The sequence below is a fragment of the Clostridioides sp. LIBA-7678 genome (assembly GCF_056716065.1).
In genome coordinates this window covers 2,024,046-2,040,393 of the sequence record NZ_CP196987.1, presented here as the reverse complement: position 1 = coordinate 2,040,393, position 16,348 = coordinate 2,024,046, and the positions used below count along the sequence as shown (strand labels likewise).

The 16,348-nt window shown below is 28.6% G+C and carries 14 protein-coding genes and 1 riboswitch; all 14 genes read right to left on the bottom strand.

The features are described 5' to 3' along the window. Nucleotides 1-424: 424 nt before the first annotated feature. The 14 genes from ACTG46_RS09870 to ACTG46_RS09805 all read right to left on the bottom strand — a co-directional run bounded on the left by ACTG46_RS09870 (nt 425) and on the right by ACTG46_RS09805 (nt 15,630). A complete protein-coding gene (locus ACTG46_RS09870; RefSeq protein ID WP_479924030.1) occupies nt 425-1,186 on the bottom strand; it encodes a homoserine O-acetyltransferase/O-succinyltransferase family protein in 762 nt (253 codons plus the stop codon). A 29-nt stretch (nt 1,187-1,215) separates the two neighbouring features. Continuing rightward, nucleotides 1,216-2,481 carry an O-acetylhomoserine aminocarboxypropyltransferase/cysteine synthase family protein gene (locus ACTG46_RS09865; protein ID WP_054276698.1) on the bottom strand — a complete coding sequence of 422 codons (1,266 nt, stop codon included), beginning with the start codon at nt 2,479-2,481 and terminating at the stop codon, nt 1,216-1,218. A 109-nt stretch (nt 2,482-2,590) separates the two neighbouring features. Then, nucleotides 2,591-2,693, bottom strand: a riboswitch (SAM riboswitch). Between the two features lie 53 nt (nt 2,694-2,746). Further along, nucleotides 2,747-5,404 (bottom strand): cation-translocating P-type ATPase, encoded by a 2,658-nt coding sequence (locus ACTG46_RS09860; RefSeq protein ID WP_479924029.1) that lies wholly within the window; start codon nt 5,402-5,404, stop codon nt 2,747-2,749. Nucleotides 5,405-5,529: 125 nt separating this feature from the next. Next, a complete protein-coding gene (gene yaaA, locus ACTG46_RS09855) occupies nt 5,530-6,273 on the bottom strand; it encodes a peroxide stress protein YaaA (RefSeq protein WP_479924028.1) in 744 nt (247 codons plus the stop codon). Between the two features lie 9 nt (nt 6,274-6,282). Continuing rightward, the gene (bcp, locus tag ACTG46_RS09850) at nt 6,283-6,747 is read right to left on the bottom strand and encodes a thioredoxin-dependent thiol peroxidase (protein ID WP_021384605.1); all 465 of its coding nucleotides are present in this window, start codon (nt 6,745-6,747) and stop codon (nt 6,283-6,285) included. Nucleotides 6,748-7,019: 272 nt separating this feature from the next. Then, entirely contained in the window at nt 7,020-8,717 is a 1,698-nt protein-coding gene (gene ade, locus ACTG46_RS09845) for an adenine deaminase (protein WP_479924027.1), read from the bottom strand. A 292-nt stretch (nt 8,718-9,009) separates the two neighbouring features. Beyond that, nucleotides 9,010-10,155, bottom strand: coding sequence for a putative manganese transporter (locus tag ACTG46_RS09840; protein WP_054270295.1), 1,146 nt, complete (start codon nt 10,153-10,155; stop codon nt 9,010-9,012). A 252-nt stretch (nt 10,156-10,407) separates the two neighbouring features. Then, nucleotides 10,408-11,247 carry a 4-hydroxy-3-methylbut-2-enyl diphosphate reductase gene (locus ACTG46_RS09835; protein WP_479924026.1) on the bottom strand — a complete coding sequence of 280 codons (840 nt, stop codon included), beginning with the start codon at nt 11,245-11,247 and terminating at the stop codon, nt 10,408-10,410. A gap of 13 nt (nt 11,248-11,260) precedes the next feature. Continuing rightward, complete coding sequence (locus tag ACTG46_RS09830; RefSeq protein ID WP_054270294.1) at nt 11,261-11,857, bottom strand: lysophospholipid acyltransferase family protein; 597 nt, start codon at nt 11,855-11,857, stop codon at nt 11,261-11,263. A 48-nt stretch (nt 11,858-11,905) separates the two neighbouring features. After that, entirely contained in the window at nt 11,906-12,556 is a 651-nt protein-coding gene (cmk, locus tag ACTG46_RS09825) for a (d)CMP kinase (RefSeq protein ID WP_167640647.1), read from the bottom strand. 48 nt (nt 12,557-12,604) lie between these two features. Then, nucleotides 12,605-13,858, bottom strand: coding sequence for a BaiN/RdsA family NAD(P)/FAD-dependent oxidoreductase (locus ACTG46_RS09820; protein ID WP_479924025.1), 1,254 nt, complete (start codon nt 13,856-13,858; stop codon nt 12,605-12,607). A 23-nt stretch (nt 13,859-13,881) separates the two neighbouring features. Next, a complete protein-coding gene (locus ACTG46_RS09815) occupies nt 13,882-14,523 on the bottom strand; it encodes a histidine phosphatase family protein (protein ID WP_054270291.1) in 642 nt (213 codons plus the stop codon). 200 nt (nt 14,524-14,723) lie between these two features. Then, nucleotides 14,724-15,161 (bottom strand): DUF1653 domain-containing protein, encoded by a 438-nt coding sequence (locus ACTG46_RS09810; protein ID WP_223195487.1) that lies wholly within the window; start codon nt 15,159-15,161, stop codon nt 14,724-14,726. Nucleotides 15,162-15,288: 127 nt separating this feature from the next. After that, a complete protein-coding gene (locus ACTG46_RS09805) occupies nt 15,289-15,630 on the bottom strand; it encodes a LytTR family DNA-binding domain-containing protein (protein WP_054270290.1) in 342 nt (113 codons plus the stop codon). Nucleotides 15,631-16,348: the final 718 nt, after the last annotated feature.

Here is a 16,348-nt window from a genome sequence, read left to right as displayed (position 1 = left end):
GGTTTTTCCTATAGTCCAGTTTCTACAACAGTACCTTTAATACTGTAGGGTATTTCATAACGACATTTTTTACTTTACCCCAGAAACAATCCGACATGGATTATATTACATTTCTATAATATTGAATTTTTGAACCTTTCATTCGGAAATTCGTCAGAGCTTCTTACACTCATTCTAACCATAGATATTTTATAGACCTCCAGCCTATCACATGTTCGACTACCTCTAGTTCGCTTTTCCTTTTAAGATTTCAGTTGGGCTTTACTTTCTTAAATTAGGACATGCTCTCAGCTGACTTCACCAAGCTTATAACAACTAATCTTTTGTCTAATTAGATGCTATTTGGAGTATTAAGGTTGCCTTTCAGGACGTTACTCCTTCATTCGACATATCAATTGTTTAGTTCTCCAAACTATTATATTTCTTAGTTTGTGGCGTAACTTTTCACTACGCAACGTGTCGCACTATCATATTCACCATGCCCCATTACAAATACATCTCTTGAGTTTGTAATTATATAAGGACCAGCTTCTTTAGAATGGCTTACAATACTCAATTCTTTATTATTTCTTAGAGCTTCAGTATTTATAGTAGTGTGTCTTGAATGTGGAGCAAAAAATTCTTTTTCAAATCCATCTACTATTTTACTATTTTTATCTACTTTATGCTTAAATACCCCAAAACATTTTTGACTTAATGGAAGTTTTTTTACATTGTAGTATTTGTAAAGACTTGCTTGAGCTGCCCAACATATATATAATGTAGATTTAGTTTTTCTTTTAGAATAATCCATAATTTCTTCTAGTTCATCCCAATAATCAACTTCTTCAAACTCCATTTGTTCAACTGGAGCTCCTGTTATTATAAAACCATCAAAGTGTTCTTCTTTGGCTTCATCAAATGTTTTATAAAAATCCTTAACATACTCATTGCATACTCTCTTACTTTCTCTTGTTGAGATTTTAATAAATTCCACAGATACATTAAATCCTGTTTTATCTATTCTTCTAAGTAAATCTAATTCTGTATCCATCTTTATAGGCATTAGATTCAATATAGCTATCTTTGTATCTATATTCTCTTCATATTTTAATTCTTTATTAAAATCTTCTTTGTAAATTACATCTATTCCTTCATCCAATAATTTATTAATAACAGGTAATCCTTTTGGTAGTATTAAAGCCATATCTTTTCACTTCTCTTTCTCTTAGACTATTAGAAATTTAAAGCTTGATTTAAATCAGCTATTAAATCCTCTACATTTTCTATTCCAACGGACAATCTTATTAGTGAAGGTAATACTCCAGATGCAATTAATTGTTCTTCTGTTAACTGTCTATGAGTAGTTGAAGCTGGATGTATAACACATGTTCTTACATCTGAAACATGTGTAACTAAAGATGCTATCTGTAATTTTTCCACAAATTTTTTGGCATTTTCTAATCCACCTCTTACTCCAAATGATAAAACTCCACTACATCCTTTTGATAGATACTTTTTGGCATTCTCATAATACTTATTATCTTCAAGTCCTGGATAGTTAATCCAATCTACATTTTCATGTTTTTCTAAAAACTTAGCTATTTTAAGTGCGTTTTCACTGTGTCTCTCCATTCTAAGGTGAAGTGTTTCAACATTTAAATTAGTAAGATATGCATTAAATGGGCTTAAACAATTTCCATAATCTCTAAGTAGTTGAACTCGTGCCTTAGTTGCATATGCAGCATTTCCAAATTTTTGAGTATAGCTTATTCCATGATATGTTGGGTCTGGTTCAACTAACTCTGGAAACTTTCCATTATCCCAATTGAAGTTTCCACCATCTACTATAATCCCCCCAACACTTGAAGCATGCCCATCTAAATACTTTGTAGTAGAATGAGTAACTATGTTTGCCCCATATTTTAGAGGATTGCAAAGCACTGGAGATGCTAGTGAATTATCAACTATAAATGGAACATTAACTCTCTTAGCCACATTTGCTATTTTTTCAAAATCTATAACTTCAAGAGTTGGATTCGCAAGTGTTTCTGCAAACACAACTTTAGTATTTTCATTTGCAAGTTTTACTATTTCATCTTCACTTGAATCTAAATCAAATGATATTAAATCTATTCCAAATTTTTTAAGACTAGGTCCCAATAAATTGAATGTCCCTCCATATACTTTTGAGGAACAAAGTATACTATCTCCTGATTTACATACATTTAAAACAGCTAACATATTTGCAGATTGACCTGATGATACAGCCACAGAAGATACTCCCCCTTCTAACAAACTTATTTTTTCTTCAAAGGCTTGAACAGTTGGATTACTTATTCTTGAATACATATGTCCATCAACTTTCAAATCAAATAGGTCAGCAAGTTGGTCTATACTACTATATTTAAAAGTTGTACTTTGATATAAAGGTAAGACTCTTGGTTCTCCATTTCCTGGTTTATAATTTCCTTGTACACATATTGTTTCTTTGTTATACATTTTTGTATCCCCCTTAGATTTTAGTAAAAAAAATTAAACTATTTACCAGATGAGATTTAAAATAAATAAAGCCTGAGTATATAACTCAGGCTCTGTATAAGCTTAATTATACTCATCTCTCAGCTTTCGCCGCAGGATTTAGCACCAATGTATATAAATATACTGGTTGCCGGGTTTCATAGGGCCAGTCCCTCCACCTCTCTGGATAAGATTTATTTAATTTTTCTATGTTTTATATCTTATATATTTTTCCTAATTTTGTCAACTATTTTTTTGAAATTTTTCTTTTAATAACTTTTCCGACTTCTACTTGAACTACAGACATTGTAGCTAGAATGATTGTTATGAGCCATTCTGAACCATTTAAAATAGTTAAACTGAATGCATTTCTAAAGACAGGTACAAATAGTATTACTGCTATTAATAATGCAGAAGTTAAAAATGAAATTAAAAGAAATGGATTCTTACCATTATTTTTATTAAACATGGAATCTGTATTTGAACGCTGACTAAATGCTCTTAACATTTGTGAAAATGCTAATACACAAAATGCCATTGTTTGACCTACAGCATGATTTTCTATATTAAGACCAATTTTATATGCTAAAATAGTCATTATTGCCACAAATATACCTTGAGTAACTACTCTTTGTATAAGATTTTTTTCAAATAAGGTTGTTGATTTCACTGGCTGATGCTTCATTATATTTCTACTTGGTGGGTCAACTCCAAGCGCAAGGGCTGGAAGTGTAGCAGTTGCAAGGTTTACCCACAAAATATGAACTGCAAGAAGTGGAGTATCCCAATTTAATAATATTGCAACAAACAATGTAAGTATCTCTGCTATATTACCAACAAGTAAGAATTGTATAACTTTCTGTATATTTCTATATACACGTCTACCTTCTTTTATTGCATAAGCAATTGTTGTAAAGCTATCATCCATTAAAATCATATCAGAAGAATCTTTTGCAACGTCTGTACCACTTATACCCATAGCTATACCAATATCAGCAGATTTTAAGGCAGGAGAATCGTTTACTCCATCTCCAGTCATTGCTGGCACTTCTCCAATTCTTTTTAGAGATTGTATAATTCTAAGTTTATCAAATGGGGACACACGTGCAAATACTGTAGCATTTTTAACAGCCTCATCTAGCTCATCATCACTTAAATTATCAAGTTCATCACCAGATATAACAGTATTTCCTTCATTCCATATTCCTAATTCATGAGCTATTGTTGTAGCAGTAACTTTATGGTCACCAGTTATCATTATGGTTCTTATACCTGCTTCTTTACAAGTATTTACTGCATCAATTACCTCAGTTCTTGGAGGGTCAATCATACCAACCATACCTATAAATGTCAAATCATATTCTATATTTTCATTATCTTCTTTTGGTATAGATAAAATCTCACGCTTCGCAAAACCAAGTACACGCAGTGCATCTTTAGACATAGTAAGACATAATTCGTGTATATTCTTTTTATCCAATTCGGTAATATTTCTTTCACCTTTTGATGTTAATATTTTAGTACATAAGTCAAGAATTTCATCTACTGCACCTTTAGTATAAGCAGTAATCTTTCCATCTATATTATGAACAGTTGTCATACATTTTCTATCAGAATCAAAAGGCTGTTCAAATACACGTGGATATTCTTCTTCAAGAGCTTCTTGATCTATTCCAAATTTGTTAGCCATAAAAATTAATGCACCCTCTGTTGGGTCACCTAATATTTCATCTGTTTTATCTGGATTAATACATGCATCATTACAAAGTGCACCAGCATAAACAATCTCTTTATATACTAGTGGATGTTTTTCAGATGCAGTATCTATTGATGTAACTTTCCCAGATTCAAAATCTCCATTTACAGCAATATGTGTAACAGTCATCTTATTTAAAGTTAATGTACCAGTTTTATCACAACATATTACTGTAGCTCCTCCTAGTGTTTCAACAGCAGGTAATTTTCTAATTAAAGCATTTCTTTTAGCCATACGTTGTACGCCTAAAGCCATTACAATAGTAGCTGTTGCAGGTAATCCCTCTGGAATAATTGATATGGCAAGGGAAATTGCAATCATAAACATTGGCAAGAGAGGTCTCTGATAAAATGCACCTATTGAAAATATAACAACGCATACAATAATACCTATAACACTTAATGTCTTTCCAACAGTATTAAGTTTACGTTTTATAGGAGTATCAAAATCATCTTGTGAATCTAAAAGATGTGCTATGTTACCCACTTCTGTATCCATACCAGTTGCAACTACAACACCTACACCTCTACCATATGTGACGATTGAGGATGTATAAGCCATATTGCTACGGTCTCCTAATACACATTCTTCAGGTAAGATTGTATCTGAGTCTTTTTCTGATGGAACAGATTCTCCCGTTAATGAAGCTTCTTGAATTTTTAAACTTGATGTCTCTATCAAACGAAGGTCTGCTGGAACCATCGCCCCATCTTCTAAAAAAACAATATCTCCTACTACAAGATTACTTGCTGGAATAACACTTTCTTCACCCTCACGCATAACACGAGCTATAGGTGAATTCATATTTTTTAATGCTTCTAATGATGATTCTGCTTTTTTCTCTTGAACGATTCCAATAACTGCATTTACTGTTACAATTATTAGTATTACAAAAGCTTCTGTAAATTCTCCAAATATCAAAGATAATATGGCTGCTCCTATTAAGATTAAAACCATAGCATCTGTAATTTGACTCCAAAGCATTTGTAAAGTTGTTCTAGGTGGTTTTTTTCTCAGTTCATTTAAACCATTCTCTTTAATCCGTTTTTCCGCCTCGGTATCGGTGAGCCCCTCTTCTGATGAATCTAGACTTTCTAAAATTTCATGTGTTGCTCTTGAATGCCAAGGCATCTGTTTGTGATTTTCCATTTTGGAAGATCACTCCTTTCTTTTTTTGATTTAAGAATAATTATATTTTAAAATTAAGCTCAATTCAATACACAATAAGCATATTTTACCTAAATTTAACAATACTATTTAATATTTAAAACTATCTACTCTTTTACAAATACATATTCAACACTATCAGATAGCTTTTCTTGATACTTATATCCACCTAAATTGAACTTCTTTAGTTCCTCAATATCTCTTACTCTATTTTTTACAATATATTTTACCATCATTCCTCTAGCTTTCTTTGCTTGTGTAGATTCAACTTTCAATTTACCATTTTTACTTACTTTAAAAGTACATGTAATATATGTATCACTATCTTTAATAAATTTTTCTATGGATTTACTGTATTCATTTGATGTCAGATTGACGATAGCCTTTTTTTCTTTAATTAGTTCTTTATATATGCTATTTCCCCAATATTCATATAAATTCTTAAATTCTTGTATCTGTAATTTTGTCTGCATTTCTAATCTATATTCATATATGCTGTCATATGGTTTTATAACTCCATACAATCCACTTATGATTCGAATACAACCATCTGCAAAGTCTTCATCTTCCTTTGTAAAACTATGTGCTTCTATGTTTTTATATTGCATTCCATCATAAGTTAAGATTGCAGGACTCCCAAGTCTATCAAACTTAATACTCTCAAATCTATTTTTATTTAATGTAGCTAGTTTCTCATTGATTTTCATTTTGTTTTTGAAATCTTCTATACTAAATATTTTTATATTCTCCACTATTTCTTTTGCATTATCTATAAAACAAGGCAAACTTAATTCTCTATCAAATGTTTCTACATGCTTCATATTTTTAGCTGGTGATAACATTACAATCATAAATTTCTATTACTCCTGTTTTTCCAAATATTCAAGAATTTCTTGTGCATTTGTATCTGGCTTTGCTTTTTCAAATACCTTTTCAATAATTCCATTTTCATCTATGATATATGTTGCTCGCACAACTCCCAATGCAGTTTTTCCATACATTTTTTTCTCTTTCCATACATCAAAGGCTTTAATGGCAACTAAATCAGGGTCAGAAAGTAAAATAAATGGCAGTTCATGTTTTTCTGCAAATTTTTGATGTGATTTTATACTATCTTTACTTATACCAATAACTTGTACATCATCCTTTTTAAACCCATCATACGCGTTCCTAAAAGCACAAGCTTGGCGTGTGCAACCTGGTGTATTATCTTTAGGATAAAAATATACTACTACTTTTTTTCCTTTAAAATCTGACATACTTACTTTATTTCCATCTTTATCTTCTAATGTAAATTCTGGTGCTTTTGTTCCTATACTCAACATATATATCTCTCCTTTTGTTTTTATTGATAAATTTATATTATGTATATATTATTACCCCATATATCTGTTCGTAAATAAAATATTTTATTTTTTATGTATAAAAATTCATCAATATATAATTTTCATATATTTATATACTAAAAATAAGTAAAAATACTTTAAGTCTATTATTCAAACTTAAAATCTCTTTAAATAACAGACTAATTAAAATAGACAGTATTCAATATATATTAAATACTGTCTGTTTATTGTTATTTTTATAATATTATAATCTATATAAATTTAAATTCTTCAACATCAAACAAACCTAAATCAGTAAGTCTTATTTGTGGAACAACAGGAAGCGCCATAAAAGAAAGCGTAATAAAAGGGTCTACATACTTTGGCACTCCCATATTTCTTGCTATCTCCAACATATTGTCAGTCGTTTCCTGTACTTCTTCAGCTTGAAGAGTACTAATTAATCCAGCGACTTGAAGATTCAGGTGTGCAATAACTTTTCCATTTGATACAATTACATAACCACCTTGAATTTCTTTCAAATAATTTATTGCAATTATTATGTCATCATCATTATCTCCTGCAACTATTATATTATGAGAATCATGAGCCACAGTAGTGGCTATTGCTCCATTTTTTATTCCAAAGCCTTTTAGTGGTGCAATTGATATATTCCCAGTCATTCTATGTCTCTCAACAACACAAAGCTTTGAATACTCTTTATTTGGAATAAAATATCCATCTACATTTGGTATGGATTCATACAATTTATTTGTTAAAATTTGATAAGGTACAATTTCCATCACATAATTTTTTTCATTTGATTTTAACTGTATTTTCTCTTTACTAATCTCTTTAAATTTAACTGTATTGAGTAACTCCTTGTCTTTAATTTCATAATTGTAATTAGAGAACATTTCTTTAGTTACCAATTTACCATTTTTATAGACACTCTCCACTTCCATTTCATTTAAACTATTCAACACAACAATATCAGCTTTATAACCAGCTCCTATTGCTCCAATCTTTTTTAACCCATATACTTTTGCCGAATTATATGTTGCAATCTTTATGGCTTTGATAGGTTCCATACCTAAATCAATTGCACATTTTATATTCCATCTTATATGACCTTGTTTTTCTATATCATCTAAATGCTTATCATCTGTACAAAACATAAATTCTTCAATTGGTAAGTTATGATTTAACAATCCCTTTACTATAGATTTCAAGTTCTTCGCTGCACTACCTTCCCTTATTAAAATCTTTAGACCTGCTCTCAATTTTTCATATACCTCATCAAAAGTTATACATTCGTGGTCATTTTCTATTCCTGCACACACATATGTCTGAAGTGATTTCCCACTTATATTTGGAGCATGCCCATCTACAATCTTACTTTTAAAAAGTTCTAATTTATCTAAGATTTCTTTTTCAGAATCTATAACATCATTAAAGCACATTACCTCTCCTAATCCTAAAATCCTAGGATTATGTATGTACTTCTCCATGTCTTTTGCGCAAAATTTACCGATTCCATTAGTTTCAAATCTTGTCGCAGGTACAGATGAAGGCATCATGATATATACATTAAGTGGTATATCTTTTGTCGATTCTAATAAAAAATCTATTGCATTTGCTCCTTTTACATTAACCAATTCATGTGGGTCAGCGATGATAGTTGTCGTACCTGATTTCAATAATTTTTTTGATAATTCAATTGGCATTACCATTGTAGATTCGATATGCATATGTGCATCAATAAAGCCAGGTGATATATATTTACCACTACAATCAATTTCTACATTCCCATTGTAATCCCCAATACCAACAATAGTATCTTCCACTATTGCTACATCTCCTACTATCAATTCTTCTGTAAATACATTTATGATTGTTCCATTTTTAAGTACAATGTCAGCTTTATCTCTTCCACTTGCTACATCACACTTTTTCTTTAAAGTACTCATTTTTACAACTCCTCTTAAGTTTTTTATATCAATATACTTGTTGTATTACATATTATAATTTAATTTATTAATATATATTATATATGAGTTTTAATAAAAAGTATCACTTGAAATTTGTTCCAATATTCATTTAATTAAACAGAGAGAACATGAGAAATAATATTATCCCTCATGTTCTCTTTAATAGCTCAGTCATATTAAATTTTTACTTTACACTTGCTTATTATTAATCTTGAAATATAAATTTATAAACTTGTATTATTCATTCTTAGTTATCTGTATATAATCATCTTTATCCTAAAAATACATAAACTATCATACCTACAAGTATTGCTGGTATAGTGGTAATAATCATGGCCCATAAAGACGATTTTTTATCCATTGCTAGAAGTGGAAAAAGTGCATCTCCATCTTGTGAGATAGAGTTGGCTATAACTGCACCAAGTGGTATAGTTCCCTTCAAATAGAATGACATAAGCACAATTTGTATACCACACCCTGGAATAAGTCCAAGACCTGCACCTATAAATACACTTATTACGCCAGTTGATAATACTAGTTTGACTAAGTATTCATCTCCACCTAAAATTAATATTATCAAATCATAAATAAGATATGCAATAAAAATCCATGTAATTACAAATGATATTTCACCAACAGAGTGTATAAGCATTTCTCTTAGAGAAATCTTTTTATTTTCCTCTTCTTTTTGGTTGGAATTTTTAAATACTTTTTTAAAACACCACATATAAATTATTGAAAATAATATTCCAATAACTGCAATTGCTTCTTCTAAGGAATGTAGCTTCTCAATTATAGGTAGATTAAGCCCAGAGTGAGCAAGCAACATAAATATAAAACCTATTAATACAATTCCTATATAAATTTTATATCCTTTCCCATGTGTTATTATAAATGCAAGTCTATTTGTGTTGCCATGAGATTTAGCAAGATTGTCCAATATTATTTCATCATGATTATGTGCTTCTTTAGAGTTGGTTTTATTTATACTGTGTTTATCCAATTCTCTTCGCTTTTTTAATCCTAATTTTTCTTCAAGTTTAAAACAATCTACTAACTGCCCAGTTATTATTCCTGTAATAGTACTAACTATTGTAACAAAAAAATACATCTTAATATTCGCTGAGATAAGTACAAATGCAGCATCTCCCATACTAGCTATTAAACTTGCGATTATTGCACCAAAGCTCAACTTCCCATTTATGTATAATGGCATTATTGCTAAACTTCCTCCACAACCTGGTATAGCTCCAATTAAAGCCCCTATCAAAGGTTGAAGTTTTCTGTTTTTTGATATTATATTAGTAAAATTCCCACTAGTTTTATAATTAATATATCCAAATAACAAAATAAAAAATCCAATCATAGAACCTACATGTAAAAATGCTTCTTCAGAAGCAGATATTAGCATTTCCATTAATTTACCTCCTTACCTAATTTCACAATAATTATATTATATTTTATTTGTTATTGATAATCAATATCAATTTATCTTTTATATTCTTAATATTAAAAAGTGCGCATCTTATATTATTAATTTCTCATACATTAAGATACACACTTTTTGATATTAGGCTATCTATTTATCACATGTAGTATGAAATCACATATGATAAATAGATAAGTTCTATGTTATAACAATGTCCACATGCTGTATTATCTACTGAACTTATAAATTTTCAATGAATGTTACAACTTCTTCTATTATCCAATTAGGTGTAGATGCTCCCGCTGTAATGCCTAATGTTTTATATCTTTTAAGCTTATCTACATCCAATTCATCTTTAGTTTCTATTGCAAAAGTTGGAACTAAATCTTCACAAACTTTTACTAATTTTTGAGTATTAGAGCTATGTTTGCCCCCTATAACTACCATACAATCAACTTCTCTAGCCAACTCTTTAGCTGATTCTTGTCTTGTCTTTGTAGCTGAACAAATAGTATCATTAAACACAATTTTTTCCAGTTTCTCTGATAGTTTAGCAACTATACTTGAATATAAATCTGGATTTATTGTAGTCTGTGCCACAAGACAATATTTTTTTGAATTATCCAAGTTCATATTTTCCATCTGTTCTACAGTCTTTATTATTATTGCTGAATTTTCACACCATCCATTTATGCCTATTACTTCTGGATGTTTCATATCTCCAATAACTATTATTTCATAGCCTTTATTATGATACTCGCTTACTACTGTATGTATTTTCTTTACAAATGGACATGTAGTATCTACTATTTTTAGTTTTTTATCTTTTGCCTCTTTATATATTTTCTCAGGAACTCCATGAGACCTGATTATCATATTTTCATAATTTGGTATTATATCAATTTCATCTACAGTCTTAAGACCTTTTTCTTCATATTTTGCTACTGCTTGTTTATTATGAATAAGAGGTCCTAGAGCATATATACCAGAATTATTTTTTTCTACTTCATCCCATGCCATTTTCATTGCTCTTTTAACTCCAAAACAAAAGCCAGCATATCTTGCTATTTTTACATTCACAGGTTTTCCCCCCTTATTTTGAATATTTAAAGTAATTTTGTTTTATTACTTCTAAAATCTCTTGTGATATTCTTTCATGGTCATCATTACTCAATTTTTCTTTAAAATGTTCTTCAAACGATATTGGTTCTCCAATATATACAATTACTTTACTAAATAGTTTATATTTAGATATTATTGATACTGGAACAACTTTAGACTTACTCTTTATTGTAAATACAGAAAGACCTGCCTTAGCTTTACCAAAAGAATCCCCTTTAATTCTAGTCCCTTCTGGGAATATACCTAATATATAACCATCCCTAATAGACCTCAAAATAGTTTTTATTGTAGATACATCTGGCTTCTCTCTATTTATCGGCATAACATGCAATTTTTTTAATAAAAATCCTAATGGCTTAATTTTAAATAATTCTTTTTTTGCAATTGCAGCTATTTCTCTATTTTCTATAGCAGCAGCCAAAAATACAGGGTCAAGATTAGACTTATGATTTGAGGCTACTACTATATTTCCTCTATCTGGAATATTCTCAGCACCTATAACCTCATACTTAAAAAACAGTTTAGAAAAACCTTTAAAAATAGTTATTGCAAATCTATAAAAATTCACGTTTATCTCCCTTCAATACTACATTATATTTTATTATGATACATCAAACTAAAGATTTATTTTAGAGACAACTTCAGCTACAACCTCTTCTATGGTTTTCCCTGTAGTATCTATTTCTAGTGCATCATTAGCTTTCACTAATGGAGCAAATTCTCTGTTTGAATCAATATCATCTCGTTTTATTATATCTTCAATTACTTCCTTTAAAGTAGTATTATATCCCTTATTACAAAGTTCTTTATAACGTCTACTTCCTCTTTCTTCTGGAGTAGCTACTAAAAAGAATTTATAATCTGCATTTGGGAAAACATATGAACCTATATCTCTACCATCTAATATTACTGAACTTTTTGTTCCTATTCTGCGTTGAACTTCAACCATTAACTGTCTTACTTCTTTTATCTTGGCTACAGCAGAAACATTATTACTTACTTCTATTGTTCTTATTTCTTCATTTATAATTTCTTTGTCCAAGTAAATATTATTATTCTTAAAATCTATATCCGAATTTTTAGCTATCTCAATAACTTCTTTCTCATTATTGACATCAATATTACTTTTTAAACACTTATAAGTAACTGCTCTATACATAGCACCTGTATCTATATAATTTATATCTAGCTTTTTTGCTACTATTTTAGCTATTGTACTTTTTCCAGCTCCTGCTGGACCATCTACAGCTATAACTAAATTACCCATATATACACCTCTATTTATTCATATTTAATTGTTAGTTAAAAACTACACTTATACACTAATACCCGAAAGATATCCAGTTGAAAAAGCTATTTGTAAATTGTATCCTCCAGTTTCTGCATCTATATCAATTACTTCACCTGTAAAAAACAAATTCTTAATTAATTTAGACTCCATAGTGGAAGAGTTAATTTCTTTAACTGATATTCCACCAGAAGTAACCATACCAGTGTTTATACCTGTAGTTCCATTACAAGTCAGCTTCATATTTTTTATATACTCAATGATTTTAATTTCATCCACTTTAGATAAATCACTTGCTTTTTTATCATTTAAAGATAATAGCGTAAGAATTTCTTTTAAGAAATTTTGAGGTAGTATTTGTTTAAGATTATTTATGATATTTTTGTTTGGAAATTTTCTGATTATACTAGAGATTTCATCAGCATTTAAACTTGGTAAGAAATCTATATTTAATTCTACCTTTTCTTTATCAATAGTCTTATTAATATAAGATGACATTATAAGCACACAGGGTCCTGTTATTCCAAAATGTGCAAATAACATGTCTCCTGTCTTTGATATTTTCTTTTTCTTAATCTTACAAGATATTTCCACATTCTTCATAGATATTCCTTGTAAATCTTTAATCCATTTTTCTTCTATTGTAAGTGGAACTAAGGCTGGATATAGACTATTTAATGTATGCCCATGATTTTGAAGAATCTTATACATTGAACCATCTGAACCAGTTTTTGAATAACTCACTCCTCCAGTTGATATAATGACCTTATCTCCCAATATCTTATCTCCATTATCTAAAATGACTCCTCTTATTAGACACTTTGATTTGTCTTTATTAGAATCATTTTCTGAAGTTATGTCTTCAGTTATAATGTCTATAACTTTTTTATTGTACATTATCTTAACATTGTGGTTGATTAAATCTTTATTTAGTACTTCTATCACTTCTATGGATTTATCATTTTTAGTATATACTTTGTTATCATTTTCTTCTTCAATTTTATATTCTAAATTTCTACTTTCAAAATACGAAATGAGGTCTTTATTTGTAAATGAGTAGAAACTGCTATAGAGAAATTTCTTATTATTAACAACTTTATCAAAAAAATCTTCTATCTCTCTATTGTTGGTAAAGTTACATCTACCTCCACCAGTAGCTCTTAGTTTTCTTCCTAATTCTCCATTTCTCTCAATTAGTATCACTTCATTATTATTTTTCGAAGCTGATAGAGCTGCCATCATTCCAGAAGCACCTCCACCAACTACTATAACTTTACTCATAAACTTCTCCTTATAATTGATTATTACTCTAATGCAGAATTATTTATCTTTACATGATTTTTTATATGGCTTGTATCATTCATTTTTATTATAACAGGGCCATAATCTTTAAATTCTACTATATTTAAAGCAGTATTATCCTGCTTGATTCTATATATATTTTCCATACCTGATTCTAAAAATGATAATAACATAACTCTTAATGTGATTGAATGAGTGACAAGAATTATATTTTTATCATCATATTTTTCATTTAATTCTTTTATAAAAGCATCTACTCTATCTTTTATGAGTTTAAGAGTTTCTCCTTCTGGTATGTTTACTAAGTGTGGTTCATTTCTCCATGTTGAATATATATCTGAATAATCTTTTTGAATCTCTTTTATTAAAAGTCCTTCCCAAACTCCAAAACCCATTTCTCTAAGTGCTTCTGTTTTTTGAACTTCAAGGTTAAGTTTATCCCCTAAAATTTGAGCTGTTTGCATTGCTCTTCCTAAGTCACTACTAAAAATATAATCAATCGAATATTTTCCAATATCTTCAGAAAGTTCTTTTGCTTGTTCTATCCCTTGAGGAGTAAGGTCCGAATTACCATGTCCTTGTGTTTTCCCTAAAAGATTCCAATCTGTTTGTCCATGTCTTACTATATAAAAAGTATTTCCCATATGCCCTCCTAATATATGCCCATTTTTATTAAATATAAATTAGTACTTCTCAAAACTTAATTATATCATATAATACTTTACTTTGTTCTATTTTATAATTTAATCTAGTATATTATCTTCAATAAATCTCTTTTATATTTACACAAGTTATTGTTCTATAACAGAGCTTTTATAAATTTATAAAAAATAATTTTCACATATTACTTATAGAATTCTTCAAATCTGTATTTCTGGATTGGATTAAAATATTTATCTATATCTACTTTTGATAAAAACATATCCAAAGGTCTTGCAAATATACCTGTATCATCGTATAAAGTCTTATATAGAACTAAATCATTTTTGTCTTTTTCTTCCTTATGATAAAACTTTCCATCTAAATCTATATATACACAGATATCATCTTCTCTTTCAGTGTGCCTAATAACTATCTTATATTTATTTTCGTTTTTATTTAAATCTTCTTTGCTGTATAATTTACAAATATTTTCTATATCATCATTGTTGGTAGCCTTACTAAGCCCCATTGTAGCATAGTATTTTCCTTTAAAATGTTTATAGATACAAGGATATTTTAATTTTCTTCTATTCGTATCTACATCATCTTTTGATTCAACTATTTTATTATAATCTCCCATATCTTTTTCCTTTCTCTTAAAAAGAATTTTATATTTAAATAAGTTACTTGTTTTATATTTTATCATAACTTGAAATTTATTAATAATAAATAAATAAAGAGGCTGTATAAAATACAGCCTCTCAAAATTAATCTTCATAATCATATAATTTCTCTAATTTCTTTTTTAACTTCTTTTTTCTTTCTGAACCTAAAATTCTTATAAAATTATTATTTACAAAAATACAATTATTGCTAAGATAAAACTCGCACTTATCTAAATTTACAATATAACTATTACTACATTTGAAAAAATTTTCTTCTTTCATTAATTTTTTTATACTAGGAGCATTTTCTCCAACTTCGTAATTACCATTTTCGGTATAAATCTTTGATTCATATTCTTGTTTCTCTATGTACAAAATCTCTTTGATATTAATTGAAAAACGTTTATCTTCGTATTCAATATTAATAAAATTTTCATCTTTCATTTACATCCCTCCAAGTACTTTATTAATTTAATTTTAGTGTTTTTTATCAATATAATCTATCGGAAATATATGTAAGATTGACTCATTTAAAAGATTTAAAGTCTTGCTTTTTAGGTTATGGTATATGTTTACTTTTTAACATTATTTTTTAAAGTTAAAAGCACCTTTTTAAATTATATTTCTACTTATACTTATATCTGTCTTTAATAAAATAACCTTTCTATAAGTCCATGTAAAATTATACATAAAAAAGTAATTATTAACTTTTTCTCTAAATGAATTTTATTAGAATTTATATTTGAATTGGTAGCTTAATTTGTTTATAAATATATCTATTTATAAGTGAATTTTTAGTTGAAATGGATTATGTTAGAAGATAGCATTTGGATATATTTGCTATCTCCTTTTTATGTAAATAATTTATATTATTTTTTTCACTTTAATTTTAAGTATTATACGTATTAATACAAATATTGAAATATTAGATAGTATTAATAAGAAAACTATTGCTAAAAAAGCAATTCTTTTCTCTGGAGAAATTTTCACAAGATTGATAATATAATCATAGAGTATAAAAAATGACAATAAATTTCCTATAATGGGAACACATATGTATATCTCTTTTTTACTAATTATAAAATTTTTACTAGAAATTTTATAAACATAAAGCAATGTAACTAAGATTAATTTCCCTAAGAATATAGCTTCATACCTATAT